Origin of the sequence: Micromonospora sp. C31 (genome assembly GCF_018070575.1) — a bacterium.
In the GTDB taxonomy this organism is placed as follows: domain Bacteria; phylum Actinomycetota; class Actinomycetes; order Mycobacteriales; family Micromonosporaceae; genus Micromonospora.
The window spans coordinates 287979-313310 of the sequence record NZ_JAGPXN010000001.1 but is presented as its reverse complement, the minus strand read 5'-3'; the positions used below and the strand labels follow the sequence as shown (position 1 = coordinate 313310).

Here is a 25332-nt window from a genome sequence, read left to right as displayed (position 1 = left end):
GCGGGGGAGGCCACCGGTCGTTCAGAGGCGGTTGTCGAGGGTGGCGAGATCGTCGCGGGCGGCGTCGGTGGGGATGCGGCCCTTGGCGGCCTGGTCGCCGTAGAGCGACCAGCGCAGGAACTCGACCGTGGTGTCCGCGACCACCCGCAGCGCGGCGCCGTCGCTGAGCAGCGCCCGGCCGTGGTCGCCCTTCGGCAGGCTCAGCATCGCCTTCGGCCAGGGCACCCTGTCGTAGACGGCCTTGCCGGCGGCGTACTCGACCACCTCGTCGGCCTCGCCGTGCACGAAGAGCTGCGGGGCGGCGGCGCCCGCGAAGGCGGTGCCGACGCCGAGCGCCGTGCCGGCGAAGACCACCCCGGCGTCCAGCCGCTCGTCCCGGCCGGCGGTGAACAGGCCGATGGTGGTCACCCCGCCGCCCGAGTGCCCGGCCGCCGCCACCCGGTCGGTGGCCAGCCGGCCGCGCAGCGGATCGCCGGCCCGGGCTTCGAGGGCGAGCACCTGGGTCAGCACGTACGACACGTCGGCCGGCTGGTTGAGCACGTCGAGCACGTTGCCGTCGCCGCCCCGGGCGGTGTGCGGGAACGTCGGCGCGGCCACCACGAACCCGGCCGCCGCCCAGCGGGTCAGCAGCGTCGCGTAGTCGGTCGGCCGGCCGTTCAACCCGTGACTGAACATCACGACGGGGAACCTCCCCCCGGCGGCGTCCGCCGACCGCTCCGGCTGCCCGCCGGGCTTCCCGGCCGCCGGGTACCAGACGGTCACCGGCAGCGACCGCTTCCCGTCGCGGTTCAGCTTCAGCTGGCGTACGCCGACGGCGAACGCCTTGTCGGGCGCGGTGCCGGCGGGCACCCGCGGGGTGGGGGCGACCGCCTGCGTGGGCGGCGCCGGGGCGGCCGTCACCTGCGGAGCCGCCTGCGGGGCCGACCCGGTGTCGTCGGAGCAGCCGACCAGACCGGCCGTGAGCAGGGCGGAGGCGAGCAGGGCGGGGGTGACACGACGCGGCATGGAAACGATTGTGCCTCGCCACCCGCCCGCGACCGCCAGGATCGACGCGGTGCACCCCGTCGCACCGTCCCCGGGCGTGTCTGCCGGCTACCGGCACGAGCCGTTCTTGCCGTCCCGGCGCGTGCGTGCCGGCCGGCCTCATGATCCTTTGACGTCGGCCCGGGCGGGGCGCGGCTCGGAGCCCGGCGGAGCGTCAACGGATCATGAGCGCCGCTCGGGGACGCCGGCGGCGCGGAGGCGGGCCAGGTCGGCGGCGTCCTTGGGGCGCCGGGGTCGTTCCGGCATCCAGACGGGGAACATCTCCTTGAACTCGATCTGGGCGGCCACCGAGATCATCGGGACGGTCAGCGCGCCGATGCGGCCGGGCGGACCGGCCAACATGCCGTCCGGCAGGGCGGTGCCCGCCCACGGGCCGGCACCCACCACCACCTGGCCCGTCGCGTCCCGGGCCAGGTAGGCGACGCTCATCTCGACGTCCTCGCGGACGAGGTCGAGCTGCACGTCGACGGGCATCCGAGGGTCGGGCCGCCAGCCGTGCCCGTGCAGCAGGCCGGCCAGCCGGTCGGCGTCGGCGCGCCAGCAGTACCAGTCGACGTCGACGTGCGCCCTGGTGACCTCGCCCAGGTGGAAGTCCATCGCCCAGCCGCCCCGCAGCCACACCTCGATGCCGGCCGTCGCCGCCAGCCCGGCCAGCTCCGTGATGCCGTCCAGCTGCCGCCCCGCGAGATCGTCCACGCCGGCACCGTAGCCGCGATGGTCCCTCCCGCGCACGCGCCTTCGTCCGCTCGGCCTGGCGGTGACCGGTGACCGGTGTCCGGTGTCCGGTGACCGGGTGTCCGGGTGGATGGTGACCGGTGGCCCGGGCGGGGCGCGGCTCGGAGCCCGGCGGAGCGTCAACGGATCATGAGCGCCGCTCGGGGACGCCGGCGGGCGGCGCAGTCGGGGGGTCCGGCTCCTGCGCCGGCACGGGCGGGATCAGCGGGCGAGGCGGGACTCGAACGCCGTCACGCCGGCCCGGCGGGCGTCGGCGGGCAGGCGGCGGCCGGCCGTCTCGTCGCCGTAGAGCGTCCAGCGGAGGAAGTCGGTGGTGGTGGCGATAACCTGGTCGAAACCGGGCCGTCCCGGGGTCAGGTACTCGCCGTGGCCCTGCCCGAGCAGGCTCAGGAAGCTGGACGGGCCGGTGGTGCGGTGGTAAGCGGCGCGGCCCACCGTCGCCGGCACGATCCGGTCCGCCGTACCGTGCACGAAGAGCAGCGGGGCCGCCGGCCCGGCGAAACCGCCGGCCATCCCGCCTCCGGCGATCACGATGCCCGCGCGCAGCCGCCCCGAGCGCCCGGAGGTGAACATGCCGGCCGTGGTGAAGCCGCCCGCCGAGTGGCCGGCGGCGGCGATCCGGGCGACGTCGAGGTGCCCGGCGAGCGGGTCGCCCGCCCGGGCGTCGAGCCGCACCAGGTGCCGGATCAGCCGCCAGCCGCCAGCCGTCGGCCGGCTGGTGGCGTACGTCGGCGCGGCTGAACCGGGCCGCGCCGCGCCGCGTGTGCGGGTAGGCCGGGGCGGCCACCACGAAGCCGTTGGCGGCCCAGCGCGTGGTGAGCCCGGCGTGCAGCTCGGGCAGGCTGTGCAGCCCGTGGCTGTAGACCACCACGGGGAAGCGCCCGGCGGCCACCGCGCCGCCGTCGGCCGGGTACCAGAGGGTCACCGGCAGGGGGCGCGCCGAGGCCGGGTCGACGGTGAACGTGCGTACGCCGACGGCAAAGGTCGCGACGGGCGCCGGACGCGCGGGCGGCACTGCGCCGGGCGCGGCGGTGGCCGCCGGGGCGCAACCGGCCAGCAGCGTCGTCATCAGTACGCCGACCAGCCGCTTGATCCCCACGGCTTGACGGTAGGTGTCCGGTGGCCCGGACCGGCCCCGCCGTCCGGACCGGACGCTCCCGCCACCCGGGCGGATCGTCTCCACCGGCCGGCTCGACCTGACCCGGTTCGCGTGCCGGGGACGGCGGCCCGCAACCGGCTTGGCTAGGGTCACCGCCATGGCTGAGAACCGCACCGACCCGAGCGGCAACACCGAGGCGTTCCGCGCCTACGCCCACACCGCCGAGCCCGAGGCCCCGGCCGGCGCGTCCCGGACGCCGCTGCTCGTCGGCGCGGCGGCGGTCGCGGTCGTGCTGGTCGCCCTGCTCGCCTGGCTCGCCCTGAGCTGAGCCACGGGGCGACCCCGAGCGCCGCGCGCCCGCCGCTCCGCCCGGCTTGCCCGCCGCTCCGCCCCGGGCCACCGCGTGCAGCGCGCCCGCCGCGGCGCGTCCAGCCGCTCGTGCCATGCCCGAGCCTCCGGCGGTCAGCCGGCCGTGGCGACCACCGCGCGGGTCTGGAGGGCGATCTCGCGCTCCTCGTCGGTGCCGACGACGCAGACGGTCACCTCGGCGCCCGCCGGCGAGACGACCCGGTCGCCGCTGCCGGCGTTGCGCTCCGGGTCCACCGCGATGCCGAGCCGCTCCAGGCAGGCCAGGGCGGCGGCGCGGACCGGCGCGGCGTGCTCGCCGACGCCGGCGGTGAAGGTGACCGCGTCGACCCGGCCGAGCAGGGCGTAGTACGCGCCCACGTAGCCGGTGATCCGCCGGCAGTAGACGTCGAAGGCGAGCTTCGCCGCCGGGTCGCCGTCCGCCCGGCGCGCGAGCACCTCGCGCATGTCGTTGGCGCCGGTCAGCCCGAGCAGGCCGCTGCGGTGGTTGAGCAGGTCGTCGATCTCGTCGACGGAGAGCCCGCCCTCGCGGCGCAGGTGGAAGATCACGGCCGGGTCGAGGTCGCCGCTGCGGGTGCCCATCACCAGGCCCTCCAGCGGGGACATGCCCATCGAGGTGGCCACGCTCCGGCCGCCGGCCACCGCGCAGGCGCTCGCGCCGTTGCCGAGGTGCAGGGTGATGGTGTTCACCTCGCCGTACGGGCGGTCGAGCAGTTCGGCGGTGCGCCGCGACACGTACGCGTGGGAGGTGCCGTGGAACCCGTAGCGCCGGATGTCGTACCGCGCGGCGGTGTCCCGTTCGATCGCGTAGGTCGCGGCGGCCTCGGGCAGGGTGTGGTGGAACGCGGTGTCGAAGACGGCGACCTGCGGCACCTGCGGCAGCGCCGCCCGGGTGACCTCGATGCCGGCCAGGTTGGCGGGGTTGTGCAGCGGCGCGAGCGGGACCAGGTCTCGGATCGCCGTCAGCACCGCGTCGTCGACGAGCACCGGCTCGCCGAACCGCTTCCCGCCGTGCACCACCCGGTGCCCGACGGCGGTCAGCCCGGTCAGGTCGAGGGTGTCGAGGATGCCCCGGACGGCGGTCTCGTGGTCGGCCGGCCCGCCGCCGGCCTCGCCGACCCGCTCCACGGTGCCCTTGTCGACCACCCGGTCGCCGTCGAAGAGCCGGTACTTCACCGACGACGACCCGCAGTTGAGCACGAGGACCCGGCCGGTCTCCTGTGGCGCGGGGGCACCGCCGACGGGCGCGTTCACGACGACTCCTCGGTGGCTGCGGCCTGGATGGCGGTGATCGCCACGGTGTTGACGATGTCCGGCACGGTGGCGCCCCTGGAGAGGTCGTTGACCGGCCGGCGCAGGCCCTGCATGACCGGCCCGACGGCCACCGCACCGGCGGAGCGCTGCACCGCCTTGTACGTGTTGTTGCCGGTGTTCAGGTCGGGGAAGACGAAGACCGTGGCCCGGCCGGCGACCTCGCTGCCGGGCAGCTTCGTCGCCGCGACCGCCGGGTCGATGGCGGCGTCGTACTGGATGGGCCCCTCGACGAGCAGGTCGGGCCGGCGCTCGCGGACGAGCCTGGTGGCCGCGGCGACCTTCTCGACGTCGGCGCCCGCCCCGGAGCTGCCGGTGGAGTAGGAGAGCATCGCGACCCGGGGCTCGATGCCGAACCGGGCAGCGGTGTCGGCCGAGGAGATGGCGATGTCGGCGAGCTGGGCGGCGTCCGGGTCGGGGTTGACGGCGCAGTCGCCGTAGACCAGCACCCGGTCGGCGAGCAGCATGAAGAAGACGCTGGAGGCGACCGAGACGCCCGGCACGTTCCGGATGATCTCGAACGCGGGGCGGATGGTGGCGGCGGTGGTGTGGGTCGCGCCGGAGACCATTCCGTCGGCGTGCCCCGTCTGCACCATCAGCGTGCCGAAGTAGTTCGGCTGCGCGACGATGTCGTGGGCCAGCTCGAGGGTCACGCCGCGGTGCGCGCGCAGCCGGGCGTACGTGGTGGCGAACCCGTCGCGCCACTCGCTGGCGGCCGGGTCGACCACCTGCGCGCCGGTGATGTCGATGCCCAGCTCCCGGGTGCGCCGGGCGATGTCGTCGGGGCGGCCGAGCAGGGTGATGTCGGCGACGCCCCGGCGCAGCAGGATCTCCGTCGCCCGCAGGATCCGTTCCTCCGCCCCCTCGGGCAGCACGAGGTGCCGGCGCCGGGCCCGGGCGCGGTCGATCAGGTCGTACTCGAACATCAGCGGGGTGACCCGCTCGGAGCGGCTGACCCGCAGCCGGCGGGCGAGGTCGTCGGTGTCCACGCAGCGCTCGAACGCGCCGAGCGCGGCCTCCACCTTGCGCGGGTTGGCCGCGCTGGGCCGCCCCTCGATCCGGCTGGACGCGGCGACGGTGTCGTAGCTGTCGCTGGGCACGGAGAGCACCGCGAGCCCGGTGTTGAGCCCCTCGACCAGCCGCATCGCGCGCGGGTCGGGCTGCTCGCCGAGGGTCAGCACCAACCCCGAGACCGAGACCTGCCCGGCTATGTGCGCGGCGCTCGCCGCCACCAGCAGGTCGGCCCGGTCGCCCGGGGTGATCACCAGCGCGCCCTCGGTCAGGTGACCCAGCAGCGTCGGCACGTGCGCCGCCCCGACCACGTAGTCGAGCACGTCGCGGCTGAGCGCGTCGTCGTCGCCGGCGAGCAGGGTGGCGCCGAGCGCCGCCGCCACCTCGGCCACCGTCGGCGCCGACACGGTCGGCACCTCCGGAATGGTGTACGTGGGGACGGGCAGTTCGGGCAGCGTCATCGGGCCCGGCACCCGGTTGGCGATCACCGCCAGCACCGTCGCCCCGAGGTCTTCCAGATCGTGGTACGCCCCGCGCGCGGCGGCCGCGATCGCCGCCGGATCCTGCTCGAAGCCGTCGATGACGGGTACCACCACGCTGCCGAACTCGGTGGCCAGCCGGGCGTTGAAGGCCAGCTCGCGGGGGCCGGCCCCGTCGCCGCCGTCGGCGAAGTCGCTGCCCACCACGACCACGGCGGGGCAGCGCCGTTCGACCTCCCGGTAGCGCTCGACGATGCCGCTGACCAGTTCCTCCCGCCGCCCGTCGGCGACCAGCGCGGTCGCCTCCGCGTAGCTGGTGCCGCTCAGGTCGGCCAGCGGCAGCTCGATCCGGTAGCGGTCACTGAGCAGGGCGAGGATCGGGTCGGGGCCGTGCCCCCGTACCAGCGGCCGGAACGCGCCGATCCGCTCGACCTGCCGGGACAACAGCTCTGCCAGGCCCAGGGCGATGGTCGACTTCCCGCCGCCGGATCCCACGCTGGTCAGGTACACACTTCGCGCCACGCACCCACCCTAGAAGATCGCCGGATGCCCGGCTCGGGTCCACGTACCCCCTGATCACGGAAACATGGCCCTGCCCGCGGCCGGTCTACTCGTCGTCGGGGTCGTCGAGCCGGGCGAGCCAGGTGGCGAAGCGTTCGATCGGGGTCTCGAACTCGGGGTTCAGGTCGACGAAGTCGCGGAGGCGCTCGCCGAGCCATTCCACGCTGACCTGCTCGTCGCCCCGGCGTTCGACGAGTTCCTCGATGCCGCGGTCGGTGAAGTACATGCTGTCCGTTCCTCGTTCGTCGCTGTGTGGTGCGGAATCCGGGGTCGGCCCGGTCACGGTACCTGCCCCACCGGGCGCCGGGCTGAGCTGTGGGCACGGTGCCCACCGGCGGTGGGCGGGGCCGGGACGGCGACCGGGGCAGAGCCGTCGTCGTGACGGTCCTGCCCCGGTTCGGCGTCTGCGCTCAGGTCACGGGCGGGGCAGGGCCGCCTCGATCAGCGCGGTCTGCTCGACCTCGTGCATCTTCGCGGAGCCCACGGCCGGGGCGGCCGCGGCCGGGCGGGAGATCCGGCGCAGCCGGACGTCCGCCAGGTGCTCCAGCAGGTTGAGCGCGACGAACGACCAGGCACCCTGGTTGGCCGGCTCCTCCTGCACCCAGGCGAAGTCCTCGGCGTTCGGGTACGCCGCCAGGGCGGCCCGGATCTCCTCGACCGGCATCGGGTAGAGCTGCTCGATCCGGATGATCGCGGTGTCGGTGACGCCGCGCTCGTTACGGGCCTGGAACAGGTCGTAGTAGACCTTGCCCGAGCAGAGCAGCACCCGCTTCACCTGCTCCGGCGCCGGAGCGCCCGAGTCGGGCAGCACCGGCTGGAAGGTGCCGGTGGTGAAGTCCTCCACCGGGGAGACGCAGAGCTTGTGCCGCAGCAGCGACTTCGGCGTGAACACCACCAGCGGCTTGCGCTTCGGCGACAACGCCTGGCGGCGCAGCAGGTGGAAGTAGTTCGCCGGGGTGGTCGGGATGGACACCCGCATGTTGTCCTCGGCGCACATCTGGAGGAACCGTTCGGGGCGGCCGGAGGTGTGGTCCGGGCCCTGGCCCTCGTGGCCGTGCGGCAGCAGCAGGGTCACCGCGGAGCGCTGGCCCCACTTCACCTCGCCGGAGGAGATGAACTCGTCGATCACCGACTGGGCGCCGTTGACGAAGTCGCCGAACTGCGCCTCCCAGCAGACCAGCGCGTCGATGTTCTCCACCGAGTAGCCGTACTCGAAGCCCATCGCCGCGTACTCGCTGAGCAGGGAGTCGTGCACGAAGAACCGGGACCGCTCGCCGTCGCCGGTCAGCGACTGCAACGGCAGGTGGTCGTTGCCGGTCTGCGCGTCGACCACGGAGGCGTGCCGCTGCACGAAGGTGCCCCGGCGGGAGTCCTGCCCGGCGAGCCGGACGGTCACCCCGTCGTGCAGCAGCGAGCCGAACGCGATGATCTCGCCGAAGCCCCAGTCGATGTTGCCCTCGACGGCCATCTTGGCCCGCCGGTCGAGCAGTTGCTGGATCCGCTTGTGCGGGGTGAAGCCCTCCGGCAGGTTGACGTGCGCCTCGCCGACGGCCCGGACGACGGCGGCGTCGGTGGCGGTCTCCACCTGCGGCTCCGGCTCGTCCTCCCGCTTGGGGCGGCTGAGCTGCCGCGGCGTGGTGGCGGCGTCCCGGGTGGCCTTGAAGACCCGCTCAAGCTGCGACTGGTAGTCGCGCAGCAGCTCCTCCGCGTCCTCGACGGTGATGTCGCCGCGCCCGATCAGCTCCTCGGTGTAGAGCTTGCGGACGGACCGCTTCGAGTCGATGATCTTGTACATCTGCGGGTTGGACATCGACGGGTCGTCGCCCTCGTTGTGCCCGCGCCGGCGGTAGCAGACCATGTCGATGACGACGTCCTTGTTGAACTCCTGCCGGTACTCGAAGGCCAGCCGGGCGACCCGGACCACGGCCTCGGGGTCGTCGCCGTTGACGTGGAAGATCGGCGCCTGGATCATCCGGGCGACGTCGGTGCTGTAGAGGCTGGAGCGGCTGTACTCCGGGGCGGTGGTGAAGCCGACCTGGTTGTTGACCACCACGTGGACGGTGCCGCCGGTGCGGTAGCCGCGCAGCTGCGACAGGTTGAGGGTCTCGGCGACCACGCCCTGACCGGCGAAGGCGGCGTCACCGTGCACCGCCAGCGGCAGCACGGTGTAGCCCTCCAGCTTGAGGTCTATCCGGTCCTGCTTGGCCCGGACGATGCCCTCCAGCACCGGGTCGACGGCCTCCAGGTGCGACGGGTTCGCCACCACCGAGACCTTGACCGCGTGGTCGCCGTCGGGCGTGGTGAACTTGCCGTTCTGGCCCAGGTGGTACTTCACGTCGCCGGAGCCCTGCGTGGAGCGCGGGTCCAGGTGGCCCTCGAACTCCGAGAAGATCTTCTCGTACGGCTTGCCGACGATGTTGGCCAGCACGTTGAGCCGGCCACGGTGGGCCATGCCGATGACGACCTCGTCCAGCCCGCCCTCGGCGGAGGCCTCCAGCACCTCGCCGAGCAGCGGGATCAGCGACTCGCCGCCCTCCAGCGAGAAGCGCTTCTGCCCGACGTACTTGGTCTGCAGGAAGGTCTCGAACGCCTCGGCGGCGTTGAGCCGGTTGAGCACGTGCTTCTGCTCGTCGGGCGACGGCTTCTCGTACTTGCGCTCGATGCGCTCCTGGATCCAGCGCCGCTCCTCCGGGTCCTGGATGTGCATGTACTCGATGCCGACCCGGCGGCAGTACGAGTCGCGCAGCACGCCGAGGATGTCGCGCAGCTTCATCCGCTGCCTGCCGGCGAAGCCGTTGACCGGGAACTCGCGGTCGAGGTCCCAGAGGGTCAGCCCGTGCTGGAGCACGTCCAGGTCGGGGTGCTTGCGGATCTTGAACTCGAGCGGGTCGGTGTCGGCCATCAGGTGGCCGCGCACGCGGTACGCGTGGATCAGCTCGTGCACCCGGGCGGTCTTGTTGATCTGGCCCTCGTTGTTGACCGCGACGTCGCGCATCCAGCGCACCGGCTCGTAGGGGATGCGCAGCGAGGTGAAGATCTGGTCGTAGAAGAGGTGCTGACCGAGCAGCAGCTCGTGCATGACCTTCAGGAACTCGCCGGACTGCGCGCCCTGGATGATCCGGTGGTCGTACGTGCTGGTGAGGGTGATGACCTTGCTGACGGCCAGCTCGGCCAGGGTGGCCTCGGACATGCCCTGGTAGGGGGCCGGGTACTCCATCGCGCCGACGCCGATGATCGCGCTCTGCCCCTGCATGAGCCGCGGCATCGAGTGCACGGTGCCGATGCCACCGGGGTTGGTCAGCGAGATCGTGGTGCCGGAGTAGTCGTCCATCGTCAGCTCGTTGCGGCGGGCACGCCGGACCACGTCCTCGTACGCCTGCCAGAACTGCCGGAAGTCCATCTGCTCGCAGGCCTTGATGGAGGGGACCACCAGGTTGCGGCTGCCGTCCGGCTTCGTCAGGTCGATCGCGATGCCCAGGTTGACGTGCTCCGGCCGGACCATGACCGGCTTGCCGTCGACCTCGGCGAAGGAGTTGTTCATCTCCGGGTGGGCGACCAGGGCGCGGACCATCGCGTAGCCGATGAGGTGGGTGAAGCTGACCTTGCCACCGCGCCCACGGGTGAGGTGGTTGTTGATCACGATGCGGTTGTCGACCAGCAGCTTGGCCGGGACGGCGCGCACGCTGGTGGCGGTCGGCACGGCCAGCGAGGCGTCCATGTTCTGGACGATCTTCGCCGCCACGCCGCGCAGCGGGGTGGTCTGTGGGCCGGTGGCGGTCGGCTTGGTCGCCGCCGGCTTGGCGGGGGCCGCCTTCGCGGGGGCCGCCTTCGCGGGGGCCGCCTTCACGGGCGCCGGCTTGGCCGGGGCGGCCTGGGCGGCGGGCTTCTCCGGCCTGGGCTCCGGCTTCTTCCCCGCCGGCTTCTCTTCCGCCGGCTTCTTCTCCGCCGGCTGCGCGACCTCGGTGGCCGCCTCCTGCTGGCCGGCGGGCTCCGGCTTGGCGGCCGGCTTCGGGGCCTGCTCAGCTCCGCGCGGCTTCCCGGCGCCGGGCGCCGGGCGGTAGTCCGCGAAGAAGTCGTGCCAGGCCGAATCGACGCTGGTGGGGTCGGCGAGGTAGCGCTGGTACATCTCCTCGACGATCCACTCGTTCGGACCGAAACCCGCCAGTGGGTTCTCCTGCGAAGTCTGCTGGGTCGACACGGCCGGTAATCGCCTCTTTCACGCGGGTTTGTGTGTCACGCGGTGTCCGGGGTCGCCCTGCCTTCGAGCGCACACGAGACGGCTCCCAGGCTACGCCGTACGGATGCCACAGGCATTTCCGCCTCCGACCCGTGGCCGGTTTCACAGAAGATGCCAGAAGTTCACCAAACGCTGCGTGTCGCGTCGGCTCCTGATAGAGCCCGGCAATGTGGGCGGACCCCGGTGTGACCGGGGCGGGGGTGGTGTCCGGCACCACCCCCGCCCCCGTCCTCGCGGCGCAGCGGTCAGGAGATGTCGCGTCGCCGGGTGATCAGGACACCGACGACTCCGCTCACCACCGCGTAGCCGATCAGCACGAGCGCGCCGACCCACCACGCGGGGGTGAAGTCCGTCTGGCCCTCGCTGACCATGACGGTCGAGGCGATGGCGGGCCAGATCACCTGCCACTTGACCACGGCCTCGCTGTTGAGCAGGTTCGACAGCAGCATGAAAAGCAGCCCCACCACCTGCGTGCCGACGAGGTAGAGCACCGCGGCGGTGATCACCGCGCCGAGCTGGTTGGTGATCAGCGTGCCGATGCCGATGCCCAGGACCGTCCAGATCGCGTACGCCAGCAGGTTGAGCAGCAGCGCCCGCTGCACGGCCCACTCGCCGAGCAGGGTGCCGTGGCCGTTGGCCGACAGGAACACCGCCCCGGCGGCCAGGTCGATCAGCGTGGTCACCAGCCAGAAGCCGATGCCCAGCAGGCTGGCCGCGGCCAGCTTGCTGAGGATCACCGACGTGCGCCGCGGCGTGGCCAGGAACGTGGTGGTGGCCGTCTGGTGGAAGAACTCGTTGGTGACCATCAGGATGCCGATCAGCATCACGAACATCAGGCCCAGGTACTGCCCGGAGGTGTAGAGGTTCGCGGCCTGCGCCGCCGCGGAGGCCTGGTCGCCGGTGACGCCCAGCTCCTCGGCGTTGCCGTTCAGCGTCTCGTTGGCGACCCAGGCGTTGAACGCGAAGGCCAGCGCGATCGACAGGAACGCGGCGATGGCCAGCCACCACCACGTGCTGGTGGTACGGATCTTGAGAAGCTCGGACCGGACGAGGTTCATCGGATGCCCGCCTTTCCGGCCGTCAGCTCCAGGAAGACCCGTTCCAGGTCGGGCCGTTCCGTGGTCAGTTCGTGCAGCTCGACGCCCGCCGTCAGGGCGACCCGGCCCACGGTCGGGGCGTCCACCCCACCCACCAGCAGGACGCCGTGTTCGTCGACGTCGAGCGTCGCCGGGCCCTCCTTGAGGGCGGCGGTCAGCGCGTCGGCCTGCGGGGTACGCACGCGGACCCGTACGCCCTGCGCCATCGAGCCCATGACCTGCTCGACCGTGCCCTGGCGGACCAGCTGCCCGGCGGCGATGATCACCACATCGTCGGCGAGCAGCTGCATCTCCGAGAGCAGGTGGCTGGAGACCAGCACCGTGCGGCCCTCGTGCGCCAGGTTCTTGAGGAACCCGCGCATCCACCGGATGCCCTCCGGGTCGAGCCCGTTGGCGGGCTCGTCGAGGATCAGCACGCGGGGGTCGCCCAGCATGGCGGCGGCGATGCCGAGCCGCTGCTTCATGCCGAGCGAGTAGCCCTTGAACTTGCGCTTCGCCGCCGGGGTCAGCCCGACCTGCGCCAGCGCCTCGTCGGCCCGCTGCTTCGGCAGCCCCGCCGCCGCCGCGATCACCCGCAGGTGGTTGATGCCGCTGCGGCCCTTGTGCGCGCTGGAGGCCTCCAGCACGGCACCGACGTGCCGCAGCGGGTCGGTGAGGTCGGCGTACCGCAGCCCGCCGATGGTCGCCGTCCCGCTGGTCGGCGTGACCAGGTTCAGCAGCATCCGCAGCGTGGTGGTCTTGCCGGCGCCGTTGGGGCCGAGGAAGCCGGTCACCCGCCCCGGTTCGACGGTGAACGACAGGTCGTTGACGGCCCGGACGTTCTTGTACTGCTTCGTCAGGCCGGACACCACGATCTGACCGTCACCGGTGGGGCTTCTCTGCCCGTCAGTCATTGCTCTCCTTCGTGCGGTGGCGTCGGGGTACGCCGTGACACAGCGTGGCGGGCGGGCGCAACCAGGTCAATCAGGCGCACTTCCGAGATCCACCTCCGCCTCAGGCAGGAGGCCCTCATCCCCAGGGACGATTATCCGGCGTCGTCCGCCACGGCGATCCAGGTGGCCCGGGCCCAGGCCAGGAGGGTGCCGCCGGGGGCGTACAGACTGGTGTGCACGAGCGCCTTGCGGCCCTCGCCGCCCACCACGACGCCCGTCACCACGCACTCGTCGCCCGGCTCCGGCAGCGCCGCGACCACCGCCGCGATCCGGCCGAGGACGTACGGCCGGCCGGGGGCGATCACCGCCCAGCCGCCGGGGCAGTCCAGCGCGGCCCAGACGGTGGGCGTCGTGACCGATCCGGGCGCCCGGAACGGTGCGGCGGTGCGGCCGTCCGGCAGCCGCCCCGGAAAGATCCGCAACCCGTCGGGGCGGTCCGGGCCGCAGACGTAGCAGCTCGGGAAGGGGTGGTCGATCAGCCCCGGGTACGCCGCCGAGGCGGCCCGCGCGGCCGGCAGGTCCACCGGCGGCACCACGGCCCGGGGGTCCTCCGTGGGGCGGACCTGGGCGACCACCGTGCCCCGCGGGTCGCGGACCTCCCCGTCGACGACAGTGAGCGGGATCTCCAGCGGGGGCGGTCGACGCAGGGTCACCTCGACCGGCCCCGGGGCGCCGGACCCGGCGGCGAAGACCCCCGCGCTCCAGCCGCCGTTACCCGAGCCGGGTGGCCCGTTGAAACGCGACTCGATGATCATCAGACACCTCCGGCGACGACGTCCGGCCCGTCGCCGGTACGCCCCCGGCAGCCTCGCACGCCGTCGACCGGGCCCTGCCACCGAGCGGTCGCCCGCCGGGCCGACCCCCGCGGAGGGGCCCTGCCCTGAGCGGTCGCCCGCCGGGCCGACCCGTCGCGGGCGGGACCTGCGCGCCACCCGCTGAGACGGGCCGCGTCCCGCCCGCTCGACCGAGTGGCACGGGCCGTTCACCTCATCGACACTCCTCACCCCGCCGGCCGGCAACCCGGGCCGCCTACACAGGTCCCATGGCCGTTCTGCACGCCGCTGGCGCACCCCTGACGACCAGCGGATACACCCTGCTGATCACCGACGACCCGAGCGAGGTCGCGGCCGCGCAACGCCTCCGTCACGAGGTGTTCGCCACCGAACTCGGCGCGATCCTGCGCCCGGGCGCCGCCGGGCTCGACGTCGACGACTTCGACCCGTACTGCGACCACCTGATCGTCCGGCGGGAGAGCACCGGCGAGGTGGTCGGCACGTACCGGCTGCTCCCGCCGGGGCGTACCGACCGGCGGTACGCGGGGACCGAGTTCGACCTCAGGGCGCTCGACCCGCTCCGCGACGACCTGGTCGAGGCGGGCCGGTCCTGCGTGCACCCCGACCACCGTTCCGGGGCGGTCATCAACCTGATGTGGGCCGGCATCGTCCGCTACCTGCACCTGCGCGGGTCCCGCTGGCTCGGCGGCTGCGCCTCGGTGCCGGTGGCCGACGGGGGCGGGAGCGTCGCGCGGGTGTGGGACGAGGTCTCCGCGCGGCACCTGGCCCCGCCCCGACTGCGCGTACGGCCGCGGCGCCCCTGGTTCGCCGAGCCGGGGGTGGCGACCGGCCCGGCGGCGACCGGCCCGGCGGCGACCGGCCCGGCGTCGGGGGCCGTGCCGCCGCTGCTGCGCGGCTACCTGCGTCTCGGCGCCTGGGTCGGCGGCGAGCCGGCGTACGACCCGGACTTCGGGGTGGCCGACTTCTACGTGCTGTTCTCCCTGGACCGGATGAACCCCCGCTACCTGCGGCACTTCCTCGGTGGGGCCGGGCGGTGAGCACGGCCGGACGTCTCTGGCTGCCCGTGTCGGGGTGCGGGCCGCGATGCCTTCCGGTCGCCGGCGAGGTGCCGGCCGTGTCGCCCGCCCGGCTGTTGGCCCGGCTGCTCGCGGTCCTCGGCATGCTGGCGGCGGGAACAGGGCTGGCGGTGCTGCTGCCGGTGCTGCCGGCCGGTGCCCGGGCGGCGGCGATTCGCGGGTGGGCCCGGTGGACGGTGCGCGCGTTCGGCGTGCGCCTGGTGGCGCGTGGCCGGCCGCCCCGGCGGGGGCTGCTGGTCGCCAACCACGCCTCCTGGCTGGACGTGTTGGCGTTGCTGGCCGTCGCGCCGGCCCGGATGGTGGCCAAGCGGGAGGTCCGGTCGTGGCCGCTGGTCGGGCCGCTCGCGGTGGCGGCCGGCACCGTCCTGGTCGACCGTTCCCGCCCCCGCGACCTGCCCGCGACGGTGGCCCGGGTCGCCGCCGCGCTGCGCGCCGGTCGCCCGGTGGCGGTCTTCCCGGAGGGTACGACGTGGTGCGGCACGGCCGACGCGGTCGGCTGCCGGCCGGGTCGGGGGTTCCGCCCGGCGCTGTTCCAGGCGGCGATCGACGCCGGGGCGCCGGTGGTGCCGCTGCGGATCGGCTACCGGTGCGCCGTCACCGGCGTGCCGACCACGGCCGCCGCCTTCGTCGGCGACGACGACCTGCTCCGCTCGGTGCGTCGGGTGCTCGCCGCCCGGGACCTGGAGGTGCGGGTGAGCGTCTCCGCCGCCCTGCATCCCGTGCGGGGCGCGGACCGGCGGCTGCTCGCCCGGGCGGCCGAGTCGGTCGTGCACCTCGCCGTCGCCACCCCGCCGGCCCGGCGCAGGCGAGGGCTGGGCCTGGCCGCGTGACCTCGATCGGCTCCCTGTCCTGCGGCCCGCCTCACAGGTTCTTTCCAGCGGGTGCCCAGCGCGGACGCAGCGAGAGCGCGGATGATGGGCGGCATGGCCGCTACCCAGACCGAGGCGCGACTGCTCGTCGTCGAGGACGACCCCAACATCCTCGAACTGCTCTCCGCGAGTCTGCGCTTCGCGGGCTTCGACGTGGCCACCGCGACGAGCGGCAGCGCCGCTCTCAACGCCGCCAAGGACCACCGGCCCGACCTGGTGGTGCTCGACGTGATGCTGCCCGACCTGGACGGCTTCGAGGTCATCCGGATGCTGCGCGAGGGCGGCACCCGGACGCCGGTGGTCTTCCTGACCGCCCGCGACGCCACCGACGACAAGATCCGCGGGCTCACCCTGGGCGGCGACGACTACGTCACCAAGCCGTTCAGCCTGGAGGAGTTGACCGCCCGGATCCGGGCGGTGCTGCGGCGCACCAGCAGCGGCGAGCAGGCGCCCTCCCGGCTCACCTTCGCCGACCTCGAACTTGACGAGGAGACCCACGAGGTGCACCGGGCCGGGCAGCGGGTGCAGCTCTCGCCCACCGAGTTCAAGCTGCTGCGCTACCTGATGCTCAACGCCAACCGGGTGCTGTCGAAGGCGCAGATCCTCGACCACGTGTGGAACTACGACTTCCGGGGCGACGACAACATCGTCGAGTCCTACATCTCCTACCTGCGCCGCAAGGTGGACAACACCCAGCCCCGGTTGATCCACACGTTGCGCGGCGTCGGCTACGTCCTGCGCAAGCCGGCGGCGTGAGACCGCTCCACCAGGGCAGGGCGTGGCTGCGCGGCGTACCGCTGCGGGTGAAGCTGGTCGCCTCGGTGCTGGCCCTGGTCGCCGCCGCGCTGCTGGTGATCAGCTCGCTGACCACCGTCTTCCTCCGCGGCTACCTCATCGAGCAGGTGGACGCGGAGCTGAGCGGAACCACCCGCTCGGTCAACGCGGTGCTGAACCTCTACAAGGAGGGCCGCAGGGGCGACGCCGTGCTGCCCAGCGACTTCGTGGTCGCCCTCGCCCAGCCGGGCGGGGTGATGTCGCCCGTGTACGACGACCACAACCTCCGGCCCGAGCAACTGCCGCGGCTCCCGGACAGCGTCGCGGGCTTCGCCGCGGAGACCGGCGAGCCGCACACGGTCACCTCCCAGGACCGCAGGTCCCGCTGGCGCATGCTCTACACCCAACTGCCCGACGGTGAGATCCTGGCCGTCGGGCAGCACCTCACCGACGTCGACCGCGCCGTGAAGCAGTTGATCTGGATAGACCTGCTGGTCGGCGGCGCGGTGCTGATCCTGCTCGCCTCCATCGGCGCGGCGATCGTCCGGACCAGCCTGAAACCGTTGGTGGAGATAGAACGTACGGCTGCCGCCATCGCCGGCGGCGACCTCACCCGACGGGTGCCCGACCCGGAGGAGGGGCAACCCTGCCCGACCTCGGAGCTGGGTCGGCTCTCCCGGGCGCTGAACGCGATGCTGACCCAGATCGAGGTCGCCTTCACGGCACGGGCCGCCTCGGAGGCCGCCGCCCGGCACGCCGAGGCCGCCGCCCGGGACGCGGCCGGCGCGGCACTGGCCTCCGAGGCGCGGGCCCGGCGCTCCGAGGAGCGGATGCGGCAGTTCGTCGCGGACGCCTCGCACGAGCTGCGGACGCCGCTGACCACCATCCGGGGCTTCGCCGAGCTGTACCGCCAGGGCGCGGCGAGCGCGCCGGAGCAGACCGCCGACCTGCTGCGCCGCGTCGAGCAGGAGGCGGCCCGGATGGGGCTGCTGGTGGAGGACCTGCTGCTGCTCGCCCGCCTGGACCGGGAGCGACCGCTCGCCCTCGCCCCGGTGGAGCTGCCCGTGCTGGCCAGCGAGGCGGTCGAGGCTGCGCGGGCGGTGGCGCCGGAGCGCCGGATCGAGCTGGAGGTCAGGCCCGGCTCCGGCCCGCTGGTGGTCTACGGCGACGACGCCCGGCTGCGCCAGATCATCGGCAACCTCATGACCAACGCCCTCACGCACACCCCGCCGGAGGCCTCGGTGACCCTGCGGCTACGGGCCGAGCCCGGGAACCTGGCCGTGGTGGAGGTGGCGGACACCGGCCCCGGGCTCACCCCCGACCAGGCGGAGCGCGTGTTCGAGCGCTTCTACCGGGTGGACGCGGCGCGCACCCGGCGGGCCGGCGGCAACACCGGCACCGGGCTCGGCCTGGCCATCGTCGCGGCGTTGGTGCGCGCGCACCACGGCACCGTCGAGGTGGCCGAGACCTCCGGCGGGGGAGCGACCTTCCGGGTCCGACTACCGCTGGTGCCGGACGCCGAGGGTGATGGCGAGTGACTTTCAGCCAACATTCAGGCTCGTTCCAGGCGGATCGCAGTGGTGCGCGTCAAGGTGGACGCATGACCGAGTACGAGTCCGACCCGCAGCGCCGGCCGGCCCGCACCGACGCCGAGCCGTCGCACCCCACCGCCGAGCTGCCGCGCGCCGAGCGCGCGCAGTCCGACTCCGCCCCCACCGTCGGCGTCACCGCCCTGGCCGCCGACGGCTCGGCCGCTGGCGACGGTGCCCCGACCGCCGCCGAGCCGGCCCGCGCCCCCGACGCCGCCGGCCCGCCCGACCGGCCCACCCCGCCGGGCCCCACCCCGCCGGGCCCCTTTGCACCGGCACCGGCCGCTGCGCAGTACCCGGCGGCTGCGCAGTACCCGGCTTACGGCCAGCCCCAGCCCGGTCACCCGCACGTCGCCCAGCCCGGTCACCCGCACCTCGCGGGCCAGCCCGGCCACCCGCCGGCCACCGGTCAGCCCGGCGCGCCCTGGTACGGCCAGCAGCCCGGTTGGGGCGGCGGGGGCCAGCCGGGACAGCCGTACGGCCAGCAGCCGCACCACCCCGGCCAGCCGGTGCCGCCCTGGGCGGCACCGCAGACCGCAGGCCCCCGGCCCGGCCGGATCGCCAAGTTCGCCGGCGCCGGCGTGGCGGTGTTCGCGCTGATGCTCGGCTCGGGCGTCGCCGGCGGGGCGCTCGCGCTCGCCGTGGACGGCGACTCGGGCATCACCCGCACCTACTCGGCCGCGCCGGTCATCAACGGAGCCGACCTGCCCCGGATCGCCGCCGCCGTGCAGCCCAGCGTCGTGTCGATCGCGACGGACAACGGCGAGGGCTCCGGCGTGATCCTCACCGCTGACGGCTTCGTGCTCACGAACAACCACGTGGTCTCCTCCGGCAGCGGCGACAGCGTCGTGGTGACCTTCGCCGACGGCAAGACCGCCCGGGCCCGGATCGTCGGCACCGACCCGAAGACCGACCTGGCGGTGGTGAAGGCCAACGGCGTCAGCGACCTGAAGGCCGCCACCTTCGGCGACAGCGACGGGATGCAGGTCGGCGACCAGGTGCTCGCCCTCGGCAGCCCGCTGGGCCTGCAGGGCTCGGTCACCGCGGGCATCCTCAGCGCCCGGGACCGCACCATCCAGGCGGGCAGTGGCCAGCAGCGGCAGGAACCCGGCCAGGGAGCCACCTCGATCGCCGGCCTGCTCCAGACCGACGCGCCGATCAACCCGGGCAACTCCGGTGGCGCCCTGGTCAACACGCGGGGTGAGGTCATCGGCATCAACACCGCGATCGCCACCGCCGGGCAGGGCAGCAGCGGAAACATCGGCGTCGGCTTCGCGATCCCCAGCAACAAGGCCAAGGACGTGGCCGGCAAGCTCCAGCGCGGCGAGAAGGTCAGCCACCCGTCGCTCGGGGTCAGCGTGACCGCCGCCGAGGGCGGGGGCGCCCTGGTCGCGGCGGTCACCCCGGGCAGCGCCGCCGAGAAGGCCGGCCTGCAGCGCGGCGACGTGGTCACCCGGTTCGGCGACAAGGCGGTCAACGACTCGGACGATCTGGTCGGCGCCGTGCAGGCCGGCAAGGTCGGCGACCGCGTCGAGGTCACCTACAAGCGCAACGGCACCGAATCCAGGGCAACCGTGACGCTCGCCGAGGCGTCGTAACCAGTAACCGATACCTTCCTCCTCCCTCCGGCGGCGGGTGGCGGGGCCAAGGGGGTTGGCTCCGTCACCCGCCGCTCCTTCCTGACGGCGGCTCACCCGGTGCGGGTGAGCCGCCGTCACCCGTCGCGCCGGCACCGTTGGACAGCCAGGACCGGCGAGGCGTACGGAGGGGTGCGATGACCACGGCAGCGGTCGCCCGGACGGACGAGCGGATCCAGCGGGACGTGCTCGACGAACTGGCCTGGGACGCCCAGGTGCAGCCCAACGAGATCGGGGTGACCGTCGACGACGGGGTGGTCACCCTGACCGGCTGGGTCGACGCGTACGCGCGCAGGTGGGCGGCGCTGCGCTGCGCACAGCGCGTACGGGGGGTGCGGGCGGTCGCCGACGACGTCGAGGTGCGCCTGCCCGGCGAGCCGGGGCGTACGGACGCGGAGATCGCGATCGCGGCGGGCCGGGCGCTGGAGTGGGACAGCTTCGTCCCGGCGGAGCGGCTGGACGTCACCGTGGCCAACGGCTGGGTGATGCTGCGCGGCGAGGTGGAGTTCGGCTGGCAGCGGCGTACCGCCGAGCGGGAGTTGCGCCGGCTGCGGGGCGTACGTGGGGTGACCAACCTGGTCGAGGTGCGGCCCGTCAGCCGGCCCGACACCGGGCGGACCCGGCGCGACCTCCAGCGGGCCCTGGGGCGCGGCATCGGCACGGAGCGGGTGACCGTCGAGCTGGACGGGGACACGGTCGTGCTCACCGGGGTGGTCCGTTCCTGGTGGGAGCGGGACGAGGCGGAGCGGGTGGCCTGGTCCGGCGAGGGGGTTCGGGCGGTGCGGGACCGTCTCCTCGTGGGCGGGTGACCGCCCGGTGCGTCCCGTTTAGTGGTGCCACCCCCGGGAAACCGTCGCCGACCCTGCACGGCCGGGGTCGCGGCGAGGCCGGCCCGGTGCCCCACAGCAGTGACCGAGAGGGAGGTGTCCGTGGCCGTCGACCGTCCGTCGTCCGACCGATCGGCAGAGCGGCCGTTGCGGATCGCGATGGTGGTGCCGCCGTGGCTGTCGGTGCCGCCGCCCGGCTACGGCGGCCTGGAACAGGTGGTGACCGGCCTGGTGGAGACGCTGGTCGGCCGGGGCCACGCGGTCACCGTCTTCGGGGCCGGCCGGGAGCACGGGACGGCGGCCGAATTCGTCTCCACGGTGCCCGAACTCCAGTTCGACCGGCTCGGCGAGGCGCTGCCCGAGCTGGCCCACCTGGCCCGGGTCAACCACCGGGTCCACGCCGGCGAGTTCGACATCGTGCACGACCACACCACCATCGGCCCGCTGATCGCCGGCCACCGGGCCGTGCCGACGGTGGCCACGGTGCACGGCAACCCCGTGGGCGAGTACGGCGACGTGCTCGGCGAGACCGACCGGGGGGTCGGGCTGGTGGCCATCTCGCACGCCCAGCGCCGCCTCAACCCGGGGCTGGGCTGGGTCGGTACGGTGCACAACGCGATGGACGTGCGGGGCGTGCCGCACAAGAGCGCACCCGGGCGGGGGCCGGTGCTCTGGTTGGCGCGGTTCAGCCCCGACAAGGGCCCGGACCTCGCCATCCGGGCGTGCCGGGCGGCCGGCCTGCCGCTGGTGCTGGCCGGCAAGTGCAACGAGCCGGCCGAGCGCCGCTACTACGACCAGGTGGTCCGGCCCCTGCTCGGCGCGGACGTCCGGGTGGTGCTCGACGCCGACCGGGCCGAGGCCCTGCGGCTGCTGGTCGACGCCCGCTGCCTGATCATGCCGATCCAGTGGGACGAGCCGTTCGGCATGGTCATGGTGGAGGCGATGGCGACGGGCACGCCGGTGGTGGCGCTGGACCGGGGGGCGGTGCCGGAACTCGTCCGGCCCGGACGCACCGGCCTGATCTGCGAGCGCGTGGACGAGCTGCCCGGCGCGTTGCGGGCGGCGTCGGACCTCGACCCGGCGGCCTGCGTCGCGCACGTGGCGGAGAGGTTCTCCACCGAGCGGATGGCCACCGGCTACCTGGAGGTGTACCGCCGCTTCATGGCGTGGGCGGCCCGCGACGCGGCGGCCCGGGAGCCGGTTCGGGCCCCGGCCCGCTGACCGGTCGACGGTCAGACCCGGGCGGCCCCGAGCGCGCTGATCGCGCTGTCGAGCCGCCGGGCGTACGCGTCGGTGACGGCACCCTCGCCGCGGCGGACCGCGACCTTCTCGCGCAGCCGGGCGATCCGCTCGCCCAGGTCGGTAGAGCGGGCACGGGCCGCGTCGGTCAGGTTGCGCAGCTCGTTGCGGAAGTCGAGGCCGACGTCGGGCCGGATCCCCCCGTCGTCGAGACCGGCGTCGATCAGCCCGTCGACCCGGTTGGCCGCCTCGACGAGGTCGTCGCGTCCCGGCCGCGGCCCGGTCGGCCGGGGCGCGACCGGCGCGGCGGACGTCGGCCGCGCGGAGGCCGCCGGGGACGGTGCGGCGTCGGCCGTCGGGGTGGGGGAGGCCGGCGGATCGGAGGGGCCCGTGGCGGGCAGTGACCGGGGCGGGCTGGTCTCGTCCTGACGGATCGCGGGCACGGCGAGGGCCACTCCCACGAGCAGCACGACCGGCACGACCAGCACCGGCCGCGGCAGGCGGCGTCGACCGCGTTCCCGGGCGAGGCGGGCGCTGCGCGACTCGGGCCCGCCGCCCGGCTCCGTCCCGGCCGGGCCTGCCAGGCCGCCCGGCTCCGGCCCGGCCGGGCCTCGGGCGGCCGGTTCGCCCGTCCCGTCCGGCCCTGCCCCGGCTCGCTCCGCCCCCGCCGGCTCCGCCCCCGCCGGGCCGCCCGGTCCCGTCACCGGTGGCGCGGTCCCGACCGTCGGTGCCGGGGTCGGCAGCGTCGGGAGGGTGACGGTCGGCGCGAGCATGGTGGCGGCCTGCGGGTCGGCAGGGAGCAACTGGTCGCGCAGTACGGTGGCGACCTGGCGGGCCGTGGGCCGCTCCAGCGGGTTCCGCTCCAGGCAGCGCAGGCAGGTGCGGGCGACCTCCGGAGGCAGTCCCGGCATGTCCGCCAGCGTGGGCGTGCCGTCGGCGGCGAGCGCCTCGCTGAGCTGCTCCCAGGTGTCCGCCGGGTACGGCACCCGGCCGGTCAGCGCCTCGTAGAGCAGCACGCCGAGGGAGTAGACGTCGGTGGCCGGCTGTGCGGGCGCCCCGTCGAGCCGCTCCGGCGCCACGTACGCGGGCGTGCCGAAGGTGCCCCCGTCCTCGTCGTCGTCCGGTGCGCCGATCCGGGTGGCGATGCCGAAGTCGAGCACCTTGACCCCCGACCGGGTCATCATCACGTTGGCCGGGGTGATGTCCCGGTGCACGATGCCGAGCCGGTGGGCGGCGGCCAGCGCGTCCGCCACCTGGGCGCCGACCTCGGCCGCCTCGGCCCAGGGCAGTGGCCCCTCGGTGAGCCGCACCTCCAGTTCCTCGCCGGCCAGCAGCTCCATCACCACGAACGAGGTGATCGACCCGTCGGGCGCGACCGTCTCGCCGTAGTCGTGGACCGAGGTGACGTGCGGGTGGACGAGCTGGGCGGCGGCGCGGGCCTCCTCGCGCACCATGTCGCGGAAGCGGGCGTCGGCGGCGAGCGACGGGGCGAGCACCTTCAGCGCCACGACCCGGTCGAGCACCTCGTCCCGGGCCCGCCAGATCACCGACATGCCGCCGGCGCCGATCTGGTCGACGAGCCGGTACCGGCGGGCCAGCAACCGGCCGGGGTGCAGTGCTGGCTTCACGGATGGCACCTGCCTCGCTGTGGGAGCGGTATCAGGTTGCGCGAATGTGTCCGACCTGTCAACGGTCGGCTACCTTCCGGAACCGGGCGGTGCCGGGGCCCGACCGTCGACGCCGCCCGGGTCACCTCGCCGGGCGGCACCGGAGGACCCCTTTCCCGCCCGTGCCAGGATGAAGCCATGTCGCGGGGACCGGTGGCGTTCGTGCTCGGAGGCGGGGGAGTCCTCGGCGCGGTCGAGGTGGGCATGCTGCGGGCGCTGTTCCGGGCCGGCATCCGACCCGACGTGGTGCTGGGCACCTCGATCGGGGCGGTCAACGGTGCGCTGGTCGCCGCCGAACCGTCCGAGGTGGTCACCGACCGGCTGGTCCGGCTCTGGGCCTCGCCCGAGGCGAGCGAGGTGTACGGCGACTCGGTGGCCCGCCAGCTGCGCCGGTTCGCCGCCCGTACCCACCTGCACTCGCCCCGCCCGCTGCGCAAGCTGCTGGAGGCCGAGCTGGGCGCGGAGACCACCTTCGCCGATCTGCGGGTGCCCTTCCGCTGCTGCGCCGCCAACATCGAGCGGGCCGCCGAGCACTGGTTCGACAGCGGGCCGTTGGTGCCGGCCGTGCTCGCCTCCGCCTCGGTGCCGGGGCTGCTGCCGCCGGCCCGGATCGACGACCAGCACTACATCGACGGCGGGATAGTGAACTCCATCCCGATCGGCGAGGCGGTCGCCGTGGGCGCCAGGCGGATCTTCGTACTCCAGGTGGGCCGGATCGAGCGGGAACTGAGCCCGCCCCGGCGGCCCTGGGAGATCGCCCAGGTCGCGTTCGAGATCGCCCGGCGGCACCGGTTCGCCCGGGAGATGGCGGCCCTGCCCGACGGGGTGGAGGTGCACGTGCTGCCCACCGGGGGGTTGGAACCGCGCGACGACACGCCGTGGGCCTACCGGGACATGGCGGCGGTGGGGCGGCGGATCAGCCGTGCCTACACGGCCTCCCGGCGCTACCTGGCGACGCAGTTGGAGCCCTGATGCCCCTGCCGCCGCGGTGGGCCCGCCGGCTGTTCCTGGCCCCTGGCGTGGTGCTGCTCGCGTTCCTGGTGGTGACGACCCTGCCGATCTGGGCGCTGCTCGCGGCGGCCGTCTCGCCGCTGGTCCCGGGCCGGCTACGCCCACTGCGCCTGCTCTGGCTCGGCTGCGTCTACCTGGTCTGGGACGCGACCGCGCTGCTCGCGCTCTTCGTGATCTGGGCGGCCTCCGGCTTCGGCTGGCGGGTCCGTTCGCCCGGCTTCCAGCGGGCCCACTACGTGCTCGCCGGCTGGTTCCTGCGGGCGCTCTTCTGGCAGGCCCGCTGGGCGCTGCACCTGAACATCGACGTGGTGGGCACCGACCCCGACACGGCCCTGCCCGGCCGGCCGGAGCTGGTGCTCTGCCGGCACGCCGGCCCCGGCGACTCGTTCATCCTGATCCACGCCTTGGTCAACTGGTTCAACCGGGAACCGCGGATCGTGCTGAAGGACAGCCTCCAGTGGGACCCGGCGGTCGACGTGCTGCTCAACCGGCTGCCCAACCGCTTCCTCGCGCCGGGCCCCGAGGGCCGGGGGTCGGTGACCGAGCAGATCGGGCACCTGGCCCACGGCCTGGACGACGACGACGCCTTCGTCATCTTCCCGGAGGGCGGCAACTTCACCCCCGGCCGCCGGCTGCGGGCCATCGACCGGCTGCGCGGACTCGGCCTGGAACGAATGGCGCGGCGCGCGGAACGGCTGCGGCACGTGCTCGCCCCGCAGCCGGGCGGGCTGCTCGCCGCGCTGGAAGCGGCGCCCGACGCCGGGGTGATCTTCGTGGCGCACACCGGCCTGGACCGGTTGCTCACCATCGGCGACGTGTGGCGGGAACTGCCGATGGACAAGCGGATCACCATGCGCTTCTGGTCGGTTCCGCCGGAGGAGGTGCCGACCGGCCGGCAGGAGCGGATCGACTGGCTTTTCGACTGGTGGGCCCGGATCGACGAGTGGATCGCCGCCAATCGGGACGGTGCCGCGTAG

The 25332-nt window shown here is 74.2% G+C and carries 21 protein-coding genes and 1 pseudogene; 10 read left to right on the top strand and 12 right to left on the bottom strand.

Going from position 1 to position 25332, the window contains the following annotated elements; all coding sequences use genetic code 11:
• Window positions 1-21: 21 nt before the first annotated feature.
• From KBX06_RS01385 to KBX06_RS28625, 4 genes and pseudogenes are all read right to left on the bottom strand, one after another.
• A complete protein-coding gene (locus KBX06_RS01385; protein ID WP_210832325.1) occupies window positions 22-1005 on the bottom strand; it encodes a chlorophyllase in 984 nt (327 codons plus the stop codon).
• Window positions 1006-1206: 201 nt separating this feature from the next.
• Window positions 1207-1740: a nucleotidyltransferase domain-containing protein gene (locus KBX06_RS01380; protein WP_210832324.1), complete on the bottom strand. Its 534-nt coding sequence runs from the start codon at window positions 1738-1740 to the stop codon at window positions 1207-1209.
• A 240-nt stretch (window positions 1741-1980) separates the two neighbouring features.
• A complete protein-coding gene (locus tag KBX06_RS27555) occupies window positions 1981-2454 on the bottom strand; it encodes a hypothetical protein (protein ID WP_247684975.1) in 474 nt (157 codons plus the stop codon).
• Window positions 2455-2602: 148 nt separating this feature from the next.
• A pseudogene (locus KBX06_RS28625) lies at window positions 2603-2848 on the bottom strand (alpha/beta hydrolase); the annotation flags it as partial.
• Between the two features lie 187 nt (window positions 2849-3035).
• On the opposite strand from KBX06_RS28625, the gene KBX06_RS01370 reads away from it, so the two are divergent.
• The gene (locus tag KBX06_RS01370; RefSeq protein ID WP_210832323.1) at window positions 3036-3206 is read left to right on the top strand and encodes a hypothetical protein; all 171 of its coding nucleotides are present in this window, start codon (window positions 3036-3038) and stop codon (window positions 3204-3206) included.
• 134 nt (window positions 3207-3340) lie between these two features.
• Here the strand turns inward: KBX06_RS01370 and KBX06_RS01365 are convergent, their stop codons facing one another.
• The 7 genes from KBX06_RS01365 to KBX06_RS01335 form a co-directional block, all read right to left on the bottom strand.
• A complete protein-coding gene (locus tag KBX06_RS01365) occupies window positions 3341-4498 on the bottom strand; it encodes an acetate/propionate family kinase (RefSeq protein WP_210832322.1) in 1158 nt (385 codons plus the stop codon).
• Window positions 4495-6567, bottom strand: coding sequence for a phosphate acetyltransferase (gene pta, locus KBX06_RS01360; RefSeq protein ID WP_210832321.1), 2073 nt, complete (start codon window positions 6565-6567; stop codon window positions 4495-4497). The genes KBX06_RS01365 and pta overlap by 4 nt, the downstream gene beginning before the upstream one ends.
• A gap of 85 nt (window positions 6568-6652) precedes the next feature.
• Window positions 6653-6832, bottom strand: a complete 180-nt coding sequence (locus tag KBX06_RS01355) for a DUF6104 family protein (protein ID WP_210832320.1) — start codon at window positions 6830-6832, stop codon at window positions 6653-6655.
• Window positions 6833-7021: 189 nt separating this feature from the next.
• Window positions 7022-10804 carry a multifunctional oxoglutarate decarboxylase/oxoglutarate dehydrogenase thiamine pyrophosphate-binding subunit/dihydrolipoyllysine-residue succinyltransferase subunit gene (locus tag KBX06_RS01350; protein WP_210832319.1) on the bottom strand — a complete coding sequence of 1261 codons (3783 nt, stop codon included), beginning with the start codon at window positions 10802-10804 and terminating at the stop codon, window positions 7022-7024.
• Window positions 10805-11088: 284 nt separating this feature from the next.
• Window positions 11089-11901: an ABC transporter permease gene (locus KBX06_RS01345; RefSeq protein ID WP_210832318.1), complete on the bottom strand. Its 813-nt coding sequence runs from the start codon at window positions 11899-11901 to the stop codon at window positions 11089-11091.
• Window positions 11898-12833, bottom strand: coding sequence for an ABC transporter ATP-binding protein (locus KBX06_RS01340; protein ID WP_210832317.1), 936 nt, complete (start codon window positions 12831-12833; stop codon window positions 11898-11900). The genes KBX06_RS01345 and KBX06_RS01340 overlap by 4 nt, the downstream gene beginning before the upstream one ends.
• Window positions 12834-12964: 131 nt before the next feature.
• Entirely contained in the window at window positions 12965-13627 is a 663-nt protein-coding gene (locus tag KBX06_RS01335) for a hypothetical protein (protein WP_210832316.1), read from the bottom strand.
• Between the two features lie 287 nt (window positions 13628-13914).
• Here KBX06_RS01335 and KBX06_RS01330 point away from each other — a divergent pair, with 287 nt between their 5' ends.
• The 7 genes from KBX06_RS01330 (at window position 13915) to KBX06_RS01300 (ending at window position 21659) form a co-directional block, all read left to right on the top strand.
• Window positions 13915-14703: a GNAT family N-acetyltransferase gene (locus tag KBX06_RS01330; protein ID WP_210832315.1), complete on the top strand. Its 789-nt coding sequence runs from the start codon at window positions 13915-13917 to the stop codon at window positions 14701-14703.
• Between the two features lie 77 nt (window positions 14704-14780).
• The gene (locus KBX06_RS01325; RefSeq protein ID WP_374225550.1) at window positions 14781-15572 is read left to right on the top strand and encodes a lysophospholipid acyltransferase family protein; all 792 of its coding nucleotides are present in this window, start codon (window positions 14781-14783) and stop codon (window positions 15570-15572) included.
• A 93-nt stretch (window positions 15573-15665) separates the two neighbouring features.
• Complete coding sequence (locus KBX06_RS01320) at window positions 15666-16367, top strand: response regulator transcription factor (RefSeq protein WP_089003225.1); 702 nt, start codon at window positions 15666-15668, stop codon at window positions 16365-16367.
• A complete protein-coding gene (locus tag KBX06_RS01315) occupies window positions 16364-17923 on the top strand; it encodes a cell wall metabolism sensor histidine kinase WalK (protein WP_210832313.1) in 1560 nt (519 codons plus the stop codon). The genes KBX06_RS01320 and KBX06_RS01315 overlap by 4 nt, the downstream gene beginning before the upstream one ends.
• A gap of 62 nt (window positions 17924-17985) precedes the next feature.
• Window positions 17986-19572, top strand: a complete 1587-nt coding sequence (locus KBX06_RS01310) for a trypsin-like peptidase domain-containing protein (protein ID WP_210832312.1) — start codon at window positions 17986-17988, stop codon at window positions 19570-19572.
• A gap of 176 nt (window positions 19573-19748) precedes the next feature.
• Complete coding sequence (locus KBX06_RS01305) at window positions 19749-20420, top strand: BON domain-containing protein (RefSeq protein ID WP_210832311.1); 672 nt, start codon at window positions 19749-19751, stop codon at window positions 20418-20420.
• Between the two features lie 177 nt (window positions 20421-20597).
• On the top strand, window positions 20598-21659 hold the full coding sequence (locus KBX06_RS01300) for a glycosyltransferase family 4 protein (protein ID WP_210832926.1): 1062 nt from the start codon (window positions 20598-20600) through the stop codon (window positions 21657-21659).
• Between the two features lie 11 nt (window positions 21660-21670).
• Here the strand turns inward: KBX06_RS01300 and KBX06_RS01295 are convergent, their stop codons facing one another.
• Window positions 21671-23305, bottom strand: coding sequence for a serine/threonine-protein kinase (locus tag KBX06_RS01295; RefSeq protein ID WP_210832310.1), 1635 nt, complete (start codon window positions 23303-23305; stop codon window positions 21671-21673).
• A gap of 177 nt (window positions 23306-23482) precedes the next feature.
• On the opposite strand from KBX06_RS01295, the gene KBX06_RS01290 reads away from it, so the two are divergent.
• Together KBX06_RS01290 and KBX06_RS01285 are read left to right on the top strand one after the other, a co-directional pair.
• Complete coding sequence (locus tag KBX06_RS01290; protein WP_210832309.1) at window positions 23483-24316, top strand: patatin-like phospholipase family protein; 834 nt, start codon at window positions 23483-23485, stop codon at window positions 24314-24316.
• The gene (locus KBX06_RS01285) at window positions 24316-25332 is read left to right on the top strand and encodes a 1-acyl-sn-glycerol-3-phosphate acyltransferase (RefSeq protein ID WP_210832308.1); all 1017 of its coding nucleotides are present in this window, start codon (window positions 24316-24318) and stop codon (window positions 25330-25332) included. The genes KBX06_RS01290 and KBX06_RS01285 overlap by 1 nt, the downstream gene beginning before the upstream one ends.